Source organism: Streptomyces sp. bgisy159 (genome assembly GCF_965341775.1).
Taxonomy (GTDB): Bacteria; Actinomycetota; Actinomycetes; order Streptomycetales; family Streptomycetaceae; genus Streptomyces.
In genome coordinates, this window is record NZ_CBDQZH010000011.1 from 87,615 (window position 1) to 103,781 (window position 16,167).

Consider the following 16,167-nt stretch of genomic DNA (forward strand, 5'->3'; position numbering starts at 1 on the left):
GCGGGCCCGGGCGAGTCACCGGGCCTGGGCGAGTCACCGGGCCTGGGCGAGTCACCGGGCCCGGGTGAGGCAGCGGGCCCGGGTGAGGCAGCGGGCCCGAGGAGGAGCCGTCGCCCTCCGCCCGCACGCGAGGCGGGCCGGAGGCGGCGGCTTCGCCGTCTCCGCACCGGGCCGGGTGTCACTCGCGGGGGAACTCGTCGGTCCTGAGGACGAGGTCCACGGGCGTGCCGGTCATGTCGACGCTCGCCCCGAACGTCACGGACAGCTCCGTCAGGTACTCCCCGTCCTTGGGCTGGGTGTAGAGGTGGCACCTGCCCTGGTACGGGTCGGCGATCAGATAGACGGGGACCTCGGCGAGGGCGTAGGCGGTCTTCTTGGGGCCGTAGTCGTTGGCCGCTGTGTCCTTGGAGATCACTTCGGCCACGAATTCGACGTCCTGGTATCGCCAGCGACCCTTGCCGTCCTTGACCGAGCGCTCGGTCATCGCCGCCACGTCACAGGCGAATCCGTTCAGGTGTCCGGGAAAGTCGATCCGCACGTCCGAGGCCAACCGTCGGCGCGGGTACTTGCTGCGCAGCTGCTCGGCGATGTCGAGGATGATTTCCCAGTGCTGCTGACGCTGCGGCGACATGAAGATGTGCCCCCCGACGATCTCGACCTTCGTTCCCTCGGGGACGGGCAACTTCTCAAGCCACTCGAACATCACGTCCAGAGTCAGCTCGCCGCTCTCCTCGACCATCGCGATCCTGTCTTCAAGGACGGTCACCGTGGCGCTCCTCCCCGGCAGCCCCGCACCTGAGGGCGGCCGCGCGGTTCAACGATACGCAGGGCGGGAGGGACAGGGGCGGAATGGAATATGTCGGTCAACTAGTCCATGACGTCCGGGTCATAAGGCTCCCCCCACCCCCACGCCTGGTACATCGCCTCCGCGAACGCCCCCGCGATCTTCCGCTCCCCGCTCGCGTTCGGGTGCGTGCCGTCGTACGTGTCCAGGTGGATGTCGTACGACGGCGGCCACGACGCCAGCAGCAGCGGCGAGCGCGGCTCGTCGAGGTCGGCGAGCGCCTTCGCCAGGAGTTCATTGAAGCGCGCCAGCTCGGTGGCGAAGGACTCCTCGGTCTCGGCGCGCACGTTCGGGATCACCGGCAGCACCACCATCCGCACGCCGGGCCGCGCCGCCCGCGCCCCCGCCACGAACTCCCGCACGTTCCGCGCCGTCTGCTCGGCGTTCGTGTAGAACCCGAGGTCTATCAGGCCGAGCGACACGAGCAGCACGTCCGCCCGGTGCGCCCGTACCGCGTCCCCGATCAGCGGCGCCATGTGCAGCCAGCCCTCGCCCCAGCCGGCCAGATGGGCACGGGGGAAGTCCGGGTCCGCGTACTCGTACGACGTCGGCGCGTCCGTGGCCTTGTCGTACAGCGTCTCGCGCGGGCCGACCAGCGCGAACGGCCCCCCGTACGTGGTGCGCAGGTGCTGCCACAGCCGGTAGCGCCACGTGTGTTCCCCGGCGCTCCCGATGGTCATCGAGTCGCCGACGGGCATGAACCTGAGCATCCGCTCATGATGGATGATCGGGTGCGGAGCGCGGGACCCGGCGGGGTGTGAGGCCCACCACGCCGTCCGCCCGGCGGGACGGGTGGCAGTCTTGGTCGCATGCGCCGACCGTTCGCCCCGCTCGCCGTCCTCGCCGCCGCCCTCCTCACGGGCGCGTCCGCCGCGCCCGCCTGCGCCTCGGCGGTCTCCGCACCCGCCGCAGCGGCGCCCGCGTCCCTCGCCGGCTCCGCCTCCGCCTCGAGTTCTGCCCTCAGCTCTGCGGCTGCCTCTGCCTCTGTCCCTGCCTCCGCTTCCGCCGACGAAGACGAGGGGTTCACCATCAAGGACCCCCGCATCGTCGAGTCCAGCGGGCTGGCGGCCTCCCGGCAGCACCCGGGCATCTACTGGACCCACAACGACCAGGACACCGGCGCGTACCTCTACGCCGTCGACAGCGCCACCGGGAAGACCGTCGCGACCATCACCCTCACCGGCGTCGGCCGGCCCCGCGACGTCGAGGCGATCTCCATCGGACCCGACAACCAGATCTGGGTCGGCGACATCGGGGACAACGACGGCGTCCAGTGGGACTACGTGTGGGTGTACCGGCTGCCCGAGCCGGCCCGGCTGAAGGACCAGACGATCCGGGCCACGCAGTACGTGGTCAAGTACCAGGACGGCTCGCGCGACGCCGAGTCCCTGGTCGTCCACCCGAAGACCGGCCATGTCTACATCATCGACAAGCACGAGGACGGCGGCCACCTGTACGCGGGCCCGGACCGGCTCTCCACCACCGCCCCCAACGTCTTCAAGCCGGTCGCGCCCATCGACCTGTGGGCCACCGACGCCGCCTTCTCCCCGGACGGTCGGCGGCTCGTCGTGCGCGGGTACTTCGGCGCCGTCGCCTACGACTGGAACGACGGCCGGCCGCGCCGCATCGGCCGCCTCGACGTGCCCCTCCAGCGCCAGGGCGAGTCCGTCACCTACACCGCCGACGGCTCCCGTCTGATGTACGGCAGCGAGGGCGCCGAGAGCACCGTCGTGGCGGAGGACCCGCCCGGCGGCGGTGCCGGCGCCGACGGCAACTCGTCGTCCGGCGGAGGGAGTTCGTCGGGTGCCTCGGGCGCCTCCGGGGGCGGCGGGGGCGGGCTGGACGACGGCCTGACGCGGGGCGCCCTGGCGGTGGCGCTGGTGTGCGGGGCGGTGTTCGCGGTGCGGCGGCTGATCAAGCGGCGGTGAGCGGGTAGTCCCTACGGCCCACTTGACGTGCTCATGTGACGCCGGTTTCCTGGGAGGCACGGGCGGTGGGAGCGCTCCCACCCGATTCCGGGCCCGTCCCTCCCGAGGAGGAGACAGCGACATGTTCCACAGCTTGCGCAGAACGCTGGGCACGGCCGCCGCGGCGCTCGCCCTGGCGTTACCGCTGGGCATCGGCGCACAGTCCGCCCAGGCGGCACAGCCGCGGACGGCGCCGGACACGGCGGCCGGGACGGTGACGGCCGCCGACGCGGGAGCCGGCTACTGGCACACCAGCGGACGGCGCATCCTGGACGAGGCCGGGCAGCCGGTCCGGATCGCCGGCATCAACTGGTTCGGCTTCGAGACCGGCAACCACGTCGTCCACGGCCTGTGGTCCCGCGACTACAAGAGCATGCTCGACCAGATGCGCTCGCTGGGCTACAACACCCTCCGCCTGCCCTTCAGCGACGACATCCTCAAGCCCGGCACCACCCCCGAGAGCATCGACTTCTCCGGCGGCAAGAACGCCGACCTCCAGGGCGAGGACTCCCTCGGCGTCCTCGACCGGATCGTCGCGTACGCCGGCCAGACCGGCCTGAAGGTCATCCTGGACCGCCACCGTCCCGACTCCGGCGGCCAGTCGGCCCTCTGGTACACCTCGGCAGTCCCCGAGTCGACGTGGATCGCCAACCTGAGGTCCCTCGCCTCCCGTTACGCGGGTGACCCGACCGTCGTCGGCATCGACCTGCACAACGAGCCCCACGATCCCGCCTGCTGGGGCTGCGGCGACACGGCCCGGGACTGGCGCCTCGCGGCCGAACGGGCCGGCAACGCCGTCCTGTCCGTCAACCCCGACCTCCTGGTCTTCGTCGAGGGCGTGCAGACGTACAACGGCGTCTCGGGCTGGTGGGGCGGCAACCTCATGGGCGTCGCCGACCACCCCGTCCGGCTCGACGTACCGAACCGGCTCGTCTACTCCGCCCACGACTACGCGACCAGCGTGGCCCAGCAGAGCTGGTTCAGCGACCCGTCCTTCCCGGCCAACATGCTCGGCGTCTGGGACCGTTACTGGGGTTACATCTTCAAGCAGGACATCGCCCCGGTGTGGGTCGGAGAGTTCGGCACGACCCTCCGGTCGACCGTCGACCAGCGGTGGCTGGCCGCCCTGGTGGACTACCTGCGCCCGACCGCGACGTACGGTGCCGACTCCTTCCACTGGACGTTCTGGTCCTGGAACCCCAACTCCGGTGACACCGGCGGCATCCTGAAGGACGACTGGCAGACGGTCGACACCGTCAAGGACGGCTACCTCACGAGCGTGAAGGCACCGGGCTTCCCGGGCGGCGGCGGTGGCGACGGCGGCGGAGACGGTGGCGGGGACGGTGGCGGGGACGGTGGTGACGGTGGCGGTGGCTCCACGGCGGCCTGTGCCGCCGCCTACACCGTCAGCAGCGACTGGGGTGGCGGCTTCAACGCCGAGGTGAAGGTCACCAACACCGGCACCACGGCCATCGGCTCCTGGAAGGTGACCTGGACCTGGTCCGGCGCCCAGCAGATCACCAACATGTGGAACGCCTCGTACACCCAGACCGGTTCCACGGTGACGGCGGTGAACGCCGCCCACAACGGCAGCCTCGCACCGGGCGGTTCGGCGAGCTTCGGCTTCGGCGGCGCGCCGGGCGGGGCGGGCACGCCCAGCGTGACCTGCACGGCGAGCTGACCGCGGACCGAACGGACCGAACGGACCGAACGGACCGAGCCGGCCGGCTGACCGATCCGGCCGACGGGCGCCCGGTGGGCCACCGGGCGCCCGTCTCACGCTGTCAGGTGCTGTCAGGACAAGGAAGACGGCCGTGCCGCCGGTTCGGGGAGCAGGTCACCAGGGCCAGCGACAGATATGCGGGGATGGCCCCGGCCGCAGCGAACCTGACCGCCGCCCCGCAGTCTGCTCCCCGCACCCGCGGGGATGGCCCCACGCCGAGAGCCTGGGCGTGCGACATGGCTGCCTGCTCCCCGCACTCGCGGGGATGGCCCCGGGTCTCGGCGTAGCCCGCTGATCCGGGAGCCGCCTGCAATTCAGCGCCTGAGTACGTACGTTCGCACCGGGTCCTCGGTGACTTCCCGGAGGGGCGGGCCGGGACGGGTGGGTACACGCCAGCACTCCTCGTCGCGGGGCAATGGCAAGCGGTAGCCGGCCGCGCGGGAGCGCTTGGCCCAGCGGCGCCAGCGGGCGTCGCGGGGGTTCGGTAGCCGGTGGACGGGCGGTCCCGAGGTGGGGATCTCGCGTACGGGGGTCAGGGCGGCGCGCCGGGTGAGCAGGCGGGCGGCGGTCTCATAAGCCTGCCGGAACACGCGTCGCCTCCTGCCTCTCCGGGAGCGTGAACCGGGCCCACACGCATTTCCGGAACGGCTCCTGCCGGTGGCCCCAGGCGTCGGCCAACCCCTCCACCAACGCGAGTCCGCGCCCCCGCTCCTCGTCCGCACCGGAGTGGTGGAGCTCCGGGAGGTGCTCCCGGTCGGGGTCCGAGACCTCCAGCGTCAGGTCGGGTCCGTGGAGGGTGAGCGTGACCTCGACCAGGGCGTGCGAGACCCGGCAGTGGGCCACGGCGTTGGTGACGAGTTCGTTCGCCAACAGGGTGATGGTGTCGGCCGGTTCACCGGTGACACCCCAGTCCGCGAGCGCCTTGCGGATGCGCTGCCGTGCGGTCGGCACGTGCCTTTTGCGCTTGGCAATGCGGAAGGTTTCGGTTTCTGGCATGACTGGGAAGCTAGGGCCGCATTCGTAACCAACGCAATGCGAACCAATGAATACATGCAGACGTGTCGCTCGATCGTGTGATGCACCCCGACGTGAGGGGGCATGCATGGCATGGTTTTCCGCAGGAGAGGGGAGGCCCCATGCCCGCAGGTGGACGGCCGACGGTGCGCAGCAGGCGCCTGGGTACGGCACTCAGGCAGTACCGGCAGGCTGCCAAGCTCGACCAGCCGCAGGCCGCCGAGGTCATTGCGTCAAGTCAGGCCAGGATCAGTCGCCTTGAGAGCGGGCATGTCACCGCCCGTGTCATCGAGGTGCGGCTGCTGCTGGACGCGTACGGCGTCGAGGACCAGGAAGTACGCACCAAGCTGGAGGAGTTGGCCAAACACTCCAAGAATCGCGGCTGGTGGCTCGAACACGCCGCGCACCTGCGGCCGGACTACGTTGACCACATCGCGCTGGAGGACGACGCGACCTACATCCGCGAGTGGCAGCCGGCCATCGTGCCGGGGCTCCTGCAAACTCCGGCCTATGCGGAGGCCGTTGTCGCCGGTGGCCCTCACCCCATCGATCCGGAACGGGTCGCCGAGTTGGTGAAGGTGCGTGTGGGTCGACAGGCGAAGATCGAGGAAGGCGGAGCGTCGTACACTGCCATCCTCTGGGAAGCGGTCGTTGCGCATCCGCTCGTGCCCGTTGAAGTTCACCGGGAGCAGCTGTCCGCCATTCTGGAGGCCGGAGAGCGGAAGAACGTCACTGTGCAGGTGTTGCCGTTCACCGCGGGTGCACTGGGTGGCTCTGCCTCCGCCTTCTCTTCCTTCAGTTTCGACGAAGACCCGACGGTGGAAGCGGTCACCCTGGACAACCTGCGGGGTACATCGGTCCTCGAAGGCTCCGAAGACCTCACTGCTTACGCCAATATGTTCGACCTACTACGATCGTCGGCACTGGCACCGGATGCGAGCGCCGAACTCATCCGGGGCATACTGCGGAACTTGAAGGAAGAGACATCGTGACCGAGGTCGTAAGCCCCTTCTGGAAGTCGTCGTACTCGGGCCAGGAGAACAACTGCGTCGAGGTCGCCGACACCGCCCCCGGCGGCCGCGCCGTCCGCGACAGCAAGCAGCACGACGGCCCCCTGCTCACCGTCTCCCGCGACAGCTGGCAGGCATTCCTCCAGCAGTTCGCGTAGGCGTCGCACACGTACGAAGGGCGCCCGGCGAGACAACATCGCCGGGCGCCCTCGTCGTCGTGGGAGAGCCGTTACAGCTTCTCGATCACGTAATCCACGCACTTCGTCAGCGCCTCGACGTCCGCCGGGTCGATCGCCGGGAACATCGCGACGCGGAGCTGGTTGCGGCCGAGCTTGCGGTAGGGCTCGGTGTCGACGATGCCGTTGGCGCGCAGGACCTTGGCGACGGCGGCGGCGTCGACCTCGTCGGTGAAGTCGATGGTGCCGATCACCTGGGAGCGCTTGGCGGGGTCGGTGACGAAGGGGCTGGCGAACTTGACGTCCTCGGCCCAGCCGTACAGCGTGCGGGCGGAGGTGGCGGTGCGCCGGACCGCCCAGTCCAGGCCGCCCTGGCCGTTGATCCACTCCAGCTGCTGGTTGAGGAGGAAGAGGGTGGCGAGGGCGGGGGTGTTGTACGTCTGGTTCTTGCGGGAGTTGTCGATCGCCGTGGGCAGGCTGAAGAACTCCGGGATGTGCCGGCCCGACGCGTGGATCCGCTCGGCGCGCTCGATCGCGGCCGGGGAGAACACGCCGATCCACAGGCCGCCGTCGGAGGCGAACGACTTCTGCGGGGCGAAGTAGTAGACGTCCGTCTCGGCGATGTCGACCGGGAGGCCGCCGGCGCCGGAGGTGGCGTCGACCAGGACCAGCGAGCCGGCGTCCGCGCCCTCGACGCGCTTGATCGGCATGGCGACGCCGGTCGAGGTCTCGTTGTGCGTGTAGGCGTACACGTCGACGCCTTCCCGCGCGACCGGCTCGGGGTGCGTGCCCGGGTCGGCGGAGACGATGTCCGGGTCGGCCAGCCACGGCGCGAGCTTGGCGGCCTTGGCGAACTTGGAGCTGAACTCGCCGAAGGAGAGGTGCTGCGACCTGTTGTCGATCAGGCCGTGCGTCGCGATGTCCCAGAAGGCGGTGGAGCCGCCGTTGCCGAGGATCACCTCGTAGCCCTCGGGCAGCCGGAACAGCTCGGAGACGCCCTCGCGGACCTGGCCGACCAGGTTCTTCACGGGGGCCTGGCGGTGCGAGGTGCCGAGCAGGGAGGTGCCGGTCGCGGCGAGGGCGTCCAGCGCCTCCGTGCGCACCTTGGAGGGGCCAGCGCCGAATCGACCGTCGGCGGGCTTGATGTCAGCGGGAATCTGGATCTCAGCCACGAAGGGGAGCGTAGCCCCTGGGGGAAACCTGGTCGAAACGTCGTCCGTCGGGTGAGACGGATGGTGGACACGGCCGCCGCACGGGCTGCTTTGCTGGAGGCATGACTGGTCTGGAGGCAGTACCGGTGGCCGAGCTGGAGGCCGCGCTGCGTGCCGTGGTCCGCGGTGACGTCGCCTTCGGCGTCACCGCCCGTGCCCTGGTCACCATGGACGCGTCCAACTACCGCCGCGTCCCCCGCGGTGTCGTCGCGCCGCGCGACGCCGACGACGTGGCGGCCGTGCTGGCGGTGTGCCGGGAGCGGGGCGTGCCGGTGGTGGCCCGGGGCGGGGGTACGTCCATCGCGGGGCAGGCCACCGGCACCGGCGTGGTGCTCGACTTCACCCGCCACATGAACCGCCTGCTCGCCCTGGACCCCGAGGCCCGTACCGCCGTGGTGCAGCCGGGCCTCGTCCTCGACCGGTTGCAGGAGGCCGCCGCGCCGCACGGGCTGCGCTTCGGCCCCGACCCGTCGACCCACAGCCGCTGCACCCTCGGCGGCATGATCGGCAACAACTCGTGCGGGTCCCACTCCGTGGCCTGGGGCACGACCGCGGACAGCGTGCGCCGGCTGGATGTCGTCACCGCGCGAGGGCAGCGGCTCCGGCTGGGGCGGGGATGGGGGGCGGCCGGGTCGCCGGAGGGGCTGCGGGAACTGGTCGACGGCGGGCTCGCCCGGCTGCGCACCGGCTTCCCCGAGCTGCCCCGCCGTATCTCCGGCTACGCCCTGGACGCGCTGCTGCCCGAGAACGGCGCCGACGTCGCCCGCTCCTTCTGCGGCTCCGAGGGCACCCTCGGGGTGCTCACCGAGGCCGCCGTACGGCTCGTGGAGGCGCCACGCGCGCGTGCGCTCGCCGTGCTGGGGTACGGCGACGAGGGCGCGGCGGCGGAGGCGGCGGCAGGGCTGCTGACCCAGGGGCCTCTGACCGTGGAGGGCATGGCGGCCGACCTGGTGCGGTCGGCGGCGGAGCTGCCGCGCGGCGGGGCCTGGCTGTTCGTGGAGACCGGTGGTGAGTCTGCGGGTGAGGCACGCGCGCGTGCGGAGGCGGTCGTGCGGGCCGCCGACGCCGTGGACGCGCGGGTGGTGACCGACCCGGGCGCCCAGCGGGCGCTGTGGCGGATCCGGGAGGACGCCAGCGGAACGGCCACCCGGATGCCCGACGGCACGGAGGCCTGGCCCGGCTGGGAGGACTGCGCGGTGCCGCCCGCCCGGCTCGGCCCCTACCTGCGGGACTTCCGTGCGCTGCTCGCCGCCCACGGCCTGCGCGGCACGCCCTACGGGCACTTCGGGGACGGCTGCATCCACGTCCGTATCGACTTCGACCTGCTGACCCCGCCCGGCGTCGCCCGCTTCCGCCGCTTCTCGGAGGAACTGGCCGACCTGGTCGTCGCACACGGCGGCTCGCTCTCCGGGGAGCACGGCGACGGGCAGGCGCGCGCCGAACTGCTGCCGAGGATGTACGGCGAGGACATGGTCCGCCTCTTCGAACGGGCCAAGGTCGTGTGGGACCCCGACGACCTGCTCAACCCGGGCATGCTGGTCCGCCCGGCGCCCCTGGACGCGGACCTGCGCTTCGCGGTGCTGCCCCGCGAGCCCGTCCCGGTCGCCTTCGGCTACCCGGCCGACGGCGGTGACTTCGCGGCGGCGGTACGGCGCTGCGTGGGCGTCGCCAAGTGCCGTACGACGACGGCGTCCGGGCCGGACGTCATGTGCCCGTCCTTCCGCGTCACCGGCGAGGAGGAGCACTCCACGCGCGGGCGCGCGCGGCTGCTGCACGAGATGCTCGCCGGTGAGGTCGTCACCGGCGGCTGGCGGTCGGAGGAGGTGCGGGACGCCCTGGACCTGTGCCTGGCCTGCAAGGGCTGCCGCTCCGACTGCCCGGTCGGCGTCGACATGGCCACCTACAAGGCGGAGTTCCTGCACCACCACTACGCGGACCGGCGTCGCCCGGCCGCGCACCACAGCATGGGCCGGCTGCCCGAGTGGCTTCGCGTGGTGGACCGTGCCCGGCTGGCCCGGCCGCTGAACGCCCTCGCCGCGGTACGCCCCCTCGCGCGGCTGGGGAAGCGGCTGGGCGGCGTCGCCGCCGAGCGGGAGATCCCTGCGCTCGCTCCGGTGACGTTCAGCCGGTGGTGGCGGGGCCGGGGCCCGGAGCCGGAGAGCCGGGCCGCGCCCGGTGACCTGGTGGTGCTGTGGCCCGACACCTTCACCGAGTACCTCTCGCCGTCCGTCGGGCGGGCCGCCGTGCGCGTCCTGGAGGCGGCCGGACTGCGGGTCACCCTGCCGCCGACGGTGCGGCCGCGCGTACGGCCGGTCGGCGACGGCACGTCCCGGTCGCCCGCGGCGCTGCTGAGCGCCGCGGTGACGGCCCGGCGCGGCCGGGTCTGCTGCGGGCTGACGTACGTCTCCACCGGCCAGCTGGACCGGGCCCGTACGGTGCTGCGCCGCACCCTCGACCTGCTGGAGCCGGTGCTGGAGACGGCCGCGCCGGTCGTCGTGCTGGAGCCGAGCTGTGCCGCCGCCCTCCGCGGCGACCTGCCGGGGCTGCTGCCGGACGACCCGCGCGCGGCCCGGCTCGCGGACCGGGTCCGCACCTTCGCGGAGGCCCTCGAACAGCACGCCCCCGACTGGGCGCCACCCCGCGTGGACCGGCCGGCCGTCGGCCAGACCCACTGCCACCAGCACGCCGTGCTCGGCGACGCCGCCGACCGCCGTCTGCGGGCCGCCGCCGGCCTCGCCGGGGACCTCGTCGGCGGCTGCTGCGGCCTGGCCGGCGACTTCGGCTTCGAACGGGGGCACTACGAGGTGTCGGCGGCCTGTGCCGAGGAGCGGCTGCTGCCGGCGGTGCGCCAGGCACCCGGGGGCGCGGCCGTCCTGGCCGACGGCTTCTCCTGCCGCGCCCAGCTGGAGCAGCTGGGCGGGGTGCGGGGGCGGCACCTGGCGGAGGTGCTGGCCGAGGCGCTGGAACGGGAGGACGGTGAGACAGTGGCATAAACGCTTCACACACCTGACCGGGTCCATTACCGTGGACTTCGCAGTGCAGCACGATGAACAATGGGCCGACGGGCGTGCCCCGAACGGCGGCGCCCCGCCCCGGCGGCCCGCCCCCTCGGCCCGACAGCCCCGCCCCTCCGAGCCCCTGGACCGCCCGTGACCGCCCCTGAAGCCGCCGCCACCTCCTCGCCGCAGGCCGTCGCCGGCCGTGCGGTGACCCCGTCCCGCCGGGGCGGCTCCCTCGGGCCCGTCGGCCTGGTGCTCGCCGGCGGAGTGTCCGTGCAGTTCGGCGGTGCGCTCGCGGTGCTGCTGATGCCGCGGGCCGGCGCCCTGGGCGTGGTGGCGCTGCGGCTGTTCGCGGCTGCGGTCGTCCTGCTGCTGGTCTGCCGGCCGCGCCTGCGCGGGCACTCCCGCGCCGACTGGGGCACGGTGATCGTCTTCGGCGTCACCATGTCCGCGATGAACGGCCTCTTCTACCAGGCCCTCGACCGCATCCCCCTGGGCCCGGCGGTCACCCTGGAAGTGCTCGGCCCGCTGACCCTGTCGGTGCTGACCTCGCGCCGCGCGGTCAACCTGGTCTGGGCCGGACTCGCCCTCGCCGGCGTCTTCCTGCTGAGCGGCGGCGGCTTCGGCGGCCTCGACCCGCTGGGCGCCGCCTTCGCCCTCGGCGCGGGCGCCATGTGGGCGGCGTACATCGTCTTCAGCGCCCGTACCGGCCGCCGCTTCCCGCAGGCGGACGGGCTGGCGCTGGCGATGGCCGTCGGTGCGGTCCTCTTCCTGCCGCTGGGGGTCGCCGAGGCCGGCGCCAAGCTCGTCGACCCGGTGACCCTGGGGCTCGGAGCGGCGGTCGCCCTGCTGTCCTCGGTCCTCCCGTACACCCTCGAACTGCTCGCCCTGCGCCGCCTCCCCGCCGCCACCTTCGCCGTCCTCATGAGCCTGGAACCGGCCCTCGCCGCCGCGGCCGGCTTCCTCGTCCTCGGCCAGGCCCTGTCCACCCCGCAGGCCGTCGCCATCGCCCTGGTCATCGGGGCCAGCATGGGCGCGGTGCGAACCCAGGTGGGGAGGCGGAAGTCCCGGCGGGCCACGGGCGAGCACATGCAGAGCCAATAAATCATGCAAGCATGCTTGATTGTTTAGGGGCGTGCTGCCATGCTCCTCCGCATGGCCGACCCGACGCCCGTGTTCGACGACCTGCGTACCGAAAGCGACGAACTCGACCGGCTCGTCGCCGACCTGGGGCCGGAGCGCTGGACGCTCCCCACCCCCGCCCCCGGCTGGACCATCGCCCACCAGATCGCCCACCTCGCCTGGACCGACCACTCGGCCCTGCTCGCCGTGACCGACGCCGACGCCTTCCGCGCGCTGGTGGAGAAGGCCCTTCAGGCTCCGGAGTCGTTCGTCGACCAGGGCGCGGAGGAGGGCGCGCTGCTGCCGCCCGGCGAACTGCTCACCCGCTGGCGCCGGGGCCGCGCCGCCCTCGACCGGGCCCTGCGGGCCGCACCGCCCGGCGCGCGCTTCCCCTGGTACGGCCCGCCCATGTCGGCCGCCTCCATGGCCACCGGACGCCTCATGGAGACCTGGGCCCACGGCCAGGACGTGGCCGACGCGCTGGGCGTCGCCCCCACCCCGACCGACCGGCTCGCACACGTCGTCCGGATCGGCGTGCGCGCCCGCGACTTCGCGTTCGGCGCGCGAGGCCTGCCCGTCCCCGGCGAGGAGTTCCGCGTCGAACTCGTCGCCCCCTCCGGCGCCCTCTGGGCCCACGGCCCCGAGGACGCCCGCCAGCGCGTCACCGGACCCGCGCTCGACTTCTGCCTCCTGGTCACCCAGCGCGCCCACCGGGCCGACCTCGCCGTCCGCGCGGAGGGCGAGGACGCCGACCGCTGGCTGGACATCGCGCAGGCGTTCGCGGGGCCGCCGGGTGCGGGCCGGGAGCCCAAGGGGCAGCAGGCGTGAGGCCGCTGCGCGTAGGCAACGCCTCCGGCTTCTACGGGGACCGTTTCGACGCCGTGCGCGAGATGCTCACCGGCGGGGAGCTGGACGTCCTCACCGGCGACTACCTGGCCGAGCTGACCCTGCTGATCCTCGGCCGGGACCGGGTGAAGGACCCCGCGGCCGGCTACGCCCGCACCTTCCTGCGGCAACTGGAGGACACCCTCGGCCTCGCCCGGGAGCGCGGCGTGCGCATCGTCACCAACGCGGGCGGGCTGAATCCGGCCGGGCTCGCCGGGAAGGTGCGGGAGCTGGCGGACCGGCTCGGCGTCCCGGTGCGGGTCGCCCACGTCGAGGGCGACGACGTCCGCCCCCGCTTCCCGGAGAGCCTCACCGCCAACGCCTACCTGGGCGGCTTCGGCATCGCCGCCTGCCTGCGCGCGGGCGCGGACGTCGTGGTGACCGGGCGGGTGACGGACGCGGCCCTGGTCACCGGGCCCGCCGCCGCCCACTTCGGCTGGACGCCCGACGACCACGACCGGCTGGCGGGCGCGGTCGTCGCCGGGCACGTGCTGGAGTGCGGGGCGCAGGCCACCGGCGGCAACTACGCGTTCTTCCGGGGCCGCGACGTCCGCCGCCCCGGCTTCCCGCTCGCCGAGATCCACGCCGACGGCAGCAGCGTCGTCACCAAGCACCCCGGCACCGGCGGCTTCGTCGACACCGGCACGGTCACCGCCCAGCTGCTCTACGAGACCTCGGGCGCCCGCTATGCCGGCCCCGACGTCACCGCCCGCCTGGACACCGTCCGGATCGCCCAGGACGGCCCCGACAGGGTGCGGATCACCGGGGTGCGGGGCGAGGCGCCGCCCCCGGACCTCAAGGTCGGCCTGAGCCGGCTCGGCGGCTTCCGCAACGAGGTCGTGTTCGTGCTCACCGGCCTGGACATCGAGGACAAGGCGGCCCTGGTGCGCGAACAGATGGACGAGGCGCTCGCCGAGTCGCGCCCGGCCGACGTCCGATGGGACCTGGTGCGCACCGACCGGCCCGACGCCGACACCGAGGAGACCGCGAGCGCCCTGCTGCGGCTCACGGTGCGCGACCCCCGGCAGGAGGCCGTGGGGCGGGCGCTGAGCGGGGCCGCGGTGGAGCTGGCGCTGTCCGGCTATCCCGGCTTCCACGTGTCGGCCCCGCCCGGCAAGGGGGCGCCGTACGGCGTGTTCGAGGCGGCGCGCCTGCCGCAGGGCGATGTCGAGCAGGTGGCCGTGCTGCCGGACGGGCGCCGTCTCGCCGTACGGCCGCCCGAGGCGACCCGCCCGCTCGACGACGTCCCGGAGCCGCCGCTGCCCGAGCCGCCGCCGCCCGGGCCCACCCGCCGGGCGCCGCTCGGGCTGGTCGCCGGGGCGCGCAGCGGCGACAAGGGCGGCGACGCCAACGTCGGGGTGTGGGTGCGCACCGACGAGGCGTGGCGCTGGCTGGTCCACGAGCTGACCGTCGACCGCTTCCGGCAGCTGATCCCGGAGAGCCGCCCCCTGCCGGTCACCCGGCACGTCCTGCCGCACCTGCGCGCCCTGAACTTCGTCGTCGAGTCGATCCTCGGCGAGGGCGTCGCCGCCCAGCACCGTTTCGACCCGCAGGCCAAGGCGCTCGGCGAATGGCTGCGCTCCCGCCACCTGGACATCCCGGAGGCCCTCCTGTGACCGTTCTGACCTCCGCCCTGGACACCGCGGACCCCGGCCACCGGGCCAACCGCGAGGCCATGCTCGCCAAGCTCGCCGATCTGGACGCGGAGCACGCCAAGGCGCTCGCGGGCGGCGGCGAGAAGTACGTCGAGCGGCACCGGCGGCGCGGCAAGCTCCTGGCCCGTGAGCGCATCGAGCTGCTCCTGGACCCGGACACGCCGTTCCTGGAGCTGTCGCCGCTGGCCGCCTGGGGCAGCGAGTACCCGGTGGGGGCCTCCCTGGTGACCGGGATCGGGGTCGTCGAGGGCGTGGAGTGCCTGATCACCGCGAACGACCCGACCGTGCGGGGCGGGGCCAGCAACCCGTGGTCGCTGAAGAAGGCCCTGCGCGCCAACGACATCGCGCTCGCCAACCGGCTGCCGTGCATCAGCCTGGTGGAGTCCGGGGGCGCCGATCTGCCGTCCCAGAAGGAGATCTTCATCCCGGGCGGGGCGATCTTCCGCGACCTGACCCGGCTGTCGGCGGCGGGCATCCCGACCGTCGCGGTGGTCTTCGGCAACTCCACCGCGGGCGGCGCGTACATCCCGGGCATGTCCGACCACGTGATCATGGTCAAGGAGCGCGCGAAGGTGTTCCTCGGCGGGCCGCCGCTGGTGAAGATGGCCACCGGGGAGGAGAGCGACGACGAGTCCCTGGGTGGCGCGGAGATGCACGCGCGCGTGTCCGGTCTCGCGGACTACTTCGCCGTCGACGAGCCGGACGCGCTGCGGCAGGCCCGCCGGGTCGTGGCGCGGCTCAACCACCGCAAGGCGCACGGCGATCCCGGGCCCGCCGCGCCGCCCGAGTACGACCCGGAGGAGCTCCTGGGGATCGTCCCCGGCGATCTGCGCACCCCCTTCGACCCGCGCGAGGTGATCGCCCGGATCGTCGACGCCTCCGACTTCGACGAGTTCAAGCCGCTCTACGGGACGAGCCTGGTCACCGGCTGGGCGAGCCTGCACGGCTACCCGGTCGGTGTCCTGGCGAACGCCCAGGGCGTCCTGTTCAGCGAGGAGTCCCAGAAGGCCGCCCAGTTCATCCAGCTCGCCAACCAGCGCGACATCCCGCTGGTCTTCCTGCACAACACCACCGGCTACATGGTCGGCAAGGAGTACGAGCAGGGCGGCATCGTCAAGCACGGCGCGATGATGATCAACGCGGTGAGCAATTCGCGGGTGCCGCACCTGTCGGTCCTCATGGGGGCCTCCTACGGCGCCGGGCACTACGGCATGTGCGGGCGCGCCTACGACCCGCGGTTCCTGTTCGCCTGGCCGAGCGCCAAGTCCGCCGTGATGGGCCCGCAGCAGCTCGCCGGCGTGCTGTCGATCGTCGCCCGCCAGTCGGCGGCGGCCAAGGGACAGCCGTACGACGACGAGGCGGACTCCGCGCTGCGCGCCATGGTGGAGCAGCAGATCGAGTCCGAGTCCCTGCCGATGTTCCTGTCGGGGCGGCTGTACGACGACGGCGTCATCGACCCGCGCGACACCCGCACCGTTCTCGGCCTGTGCCTGTCCGCCGTGCACACCGCGCCCTTCGAGGGCGTGCGGGGCGGCTTCGGCGTCTTCCGGATGTGAGGGGT

The 16,167-nt window shown here is 73.0% G+C and carries 13 protein-coding genes; 9 read left to right on the top strand and 4 right to left on the bottom strand.

Annotated features, from left to right (window positions below):
* Nucleotides 1-178: 178 nt before the first annotated feature.
* A complete protein-coding gene (locus ACSLTV_RS13725; RefSeq protein WP_432137330.1) occupies nucleotides 179-766 on the bottom strand; it encodes a Uma2 family endonuclease in 588 nt (195 codons plus the stop codon).
* 101 nt (nucleotides 767-867) lie between these two features.
* Nucleotides 868-1,554, bottom strand: a complete 687-nt coding sequence (locus tag ACSLTV_RS13730) for a GDSL-type esterase/lipase family protein (RefSeq protein ID WP_432137331.1) — start codon at nucleotides 1,552-1,554, stop codon at nucleotides 868-870.
* Between the two features lie 99 nt (nucleotides 1,555-1,653).
* Between ACSLTV_RS13730 and ACSLTV_RS13735 the strand changes: the two genes are divergently transcribed.
* Nucleotides 1,654-2,772 (top strand): WD40 repeat domain-containing protein, encoded by a 1,119-nt coding sequence (locus tag ACSLTV_RS13735; RefSeq protein ID WP_432137332.1) that lies wholly within the window; start codon nucleotides 1,654-1,656, stop codon nucleotides 2,770-2,772.
* 121 nt (nucleotides 2,773-2,893) lie between these two features.
* Nucleotides 2,894-4,492, top strand: coding sequence for a cellulase family glycosylhydrolase (locus tag ACSLTV_RS13740; RefSeq protein ID WP_435612206.1), 1,599 nt, complete (start codon nucleotides 2,894-2,896; stop codon nucleotides 4,490-4,492).
* A gap of 612 nt (nucleotides 4,493-5,104) precedes the next feature.
* Here the strand turns inward: ACSLTV_RS13740 and ACSLTV_RS13745 are convergent.
* Nucleotides 5,105-5,530, bottom strand: coding sequence for an ATP-binding protein (locus ACSLTV_RS13745; protein ID WP_435612207.1), 426 nt, complete (start codon nucleotides 5,528-5,530; stop codon nucleotides 5,105-5,107).
* A gap of 140 nt (nucleotides 5,531-5,670) precedes the next feature.
* On the opposite strand from ACSLTV_RS13745, the gene ACSLTV_RS13750 reads away from it, so the two are divergent.
* Both ACSLTV_RS13750 and ACSLTV_RS13755 read left to right on the top strand, forming a co-directional pair.
* On the top strand, nucleotides 5,671-6,540 hold the full coding sequence (locus ACSLTV_RS13750) for a helix-turn-helix domain-containing protein (RefSeq protein WP_435612208.1): 870 nt from the start codon (nucleotides 5,671-5,673) through the stop codon (nucleotides 6,538-6,540).
* On the top strand, nucleotides 6,537-6,716 hold the full coding sequence (locus ACSLTV_RS13755) for a DUF397 domain-containing protein (protein WP_432137336.1): 180 nt from the start codon (nucleotides 6,537-6,539) through the stop codon (nucleotides 6,714-6,716). The genes ACSLTV_RS13750 and ACSLTV_RS13755 overlap by 4 nt, the downstream gene beginning before the upstream one ends.
* A gap of 71 nt (nucleotides 6,717-6,787) precedes the next feature.
* Here the strand turns inward: ACSLTV_RS13755 and serC are convergent, their stop codons facing one another.
* Entirely contained in the window at nucleotides 6,788-7,906 is a 1,119-nt protein-coding gene (gene serC, locus ACSLTV_RS13760) for a phosphoserine transaminase (protein WP_432157527.1), read from the bottom strand.
* A 101-nt stretch (nucleotides 7,907-8,007) separates the two neighbouring features.
* Here serC and ACSLTV_RS13765 point away from each other — a divergent pair, with 101 nt between their 5' ends.
* The 5 genes from ACSLTV_RS13765 to ACSLTV_RS13785 all read left to right on the top strand — a co-directional run bounded on the left by ACSLTV_RS13765 (nucleotide 8,008) and on the right by ACSLTV_RS13785 (nucleotide 16,162).
* Complete coding sequence (locus tag ACSLTV_RS13765; RefSeq protein WP_435612209.1) at nucleotides 8,008-10,938, top strand: FAD-binding and (Fe-S)-binding domain-containing protein; 2,931 nt, start codon at nucleotides 8,008-8,010, stop codon at nucleotides 10,936-10,938.
* Between the two features lie 156 nt (nucleotides 10,939-11,094).
* On the top strand, nucleotides 11,095-12,048 hold the full coding sequence (locus ACSLTV_RS13770; protein WP_432137339.1) for an EamA family transporter: 954 nt from the start codon (nucleotides 11,095-11,097) through the stop codon (nucleotides 12,046-12,048).
* A gap of 51 nt (nucleotides 12,049-12,099) precedes the next feature.
* Nucleotides 12,100-12,894, top strand: coding sequence for a TIGR03084 family metal-binding protein (locus ACSLTV_RS13775; protein ID WP_432137340.1), 795 nt, complete (start codon nucleotides 12,100-12,102; stop codon nucleotides 12,892-12,894).
* Nucleotides 12,891-14,567, top strand: coding sequence for an acyclic terpene utilization AtuA family protein (locus ACSLTV_RS13780; RefSeq protein WP_435612210.1), 1,677 nt, complete (start codon nucleotides 12,891-12,893; stop codon nucleotides 14,565-14,567). Before ACSLTV_RS13775 ends, ACSLTV_RS13780 begins: the two co-directional genes overlap by 4 nt.
* Entirely contained in the window at nucleotides 14,564-16,162 is a 1,599-nt protein-coding gene (locus ACSLTV_RS13785; RefSeq protein WP_432137342.1) for an acyl-CoA carboxylase subunit beta, read from the top strand. The genes ACSLTV_RS13780 and ACSLTV_RS13785 overlap by 4 nt, the downstream gene beginning before the upstream one ends.
* Nucleotides 16,163-16,167: the final 5 nt, after the last annotated feature.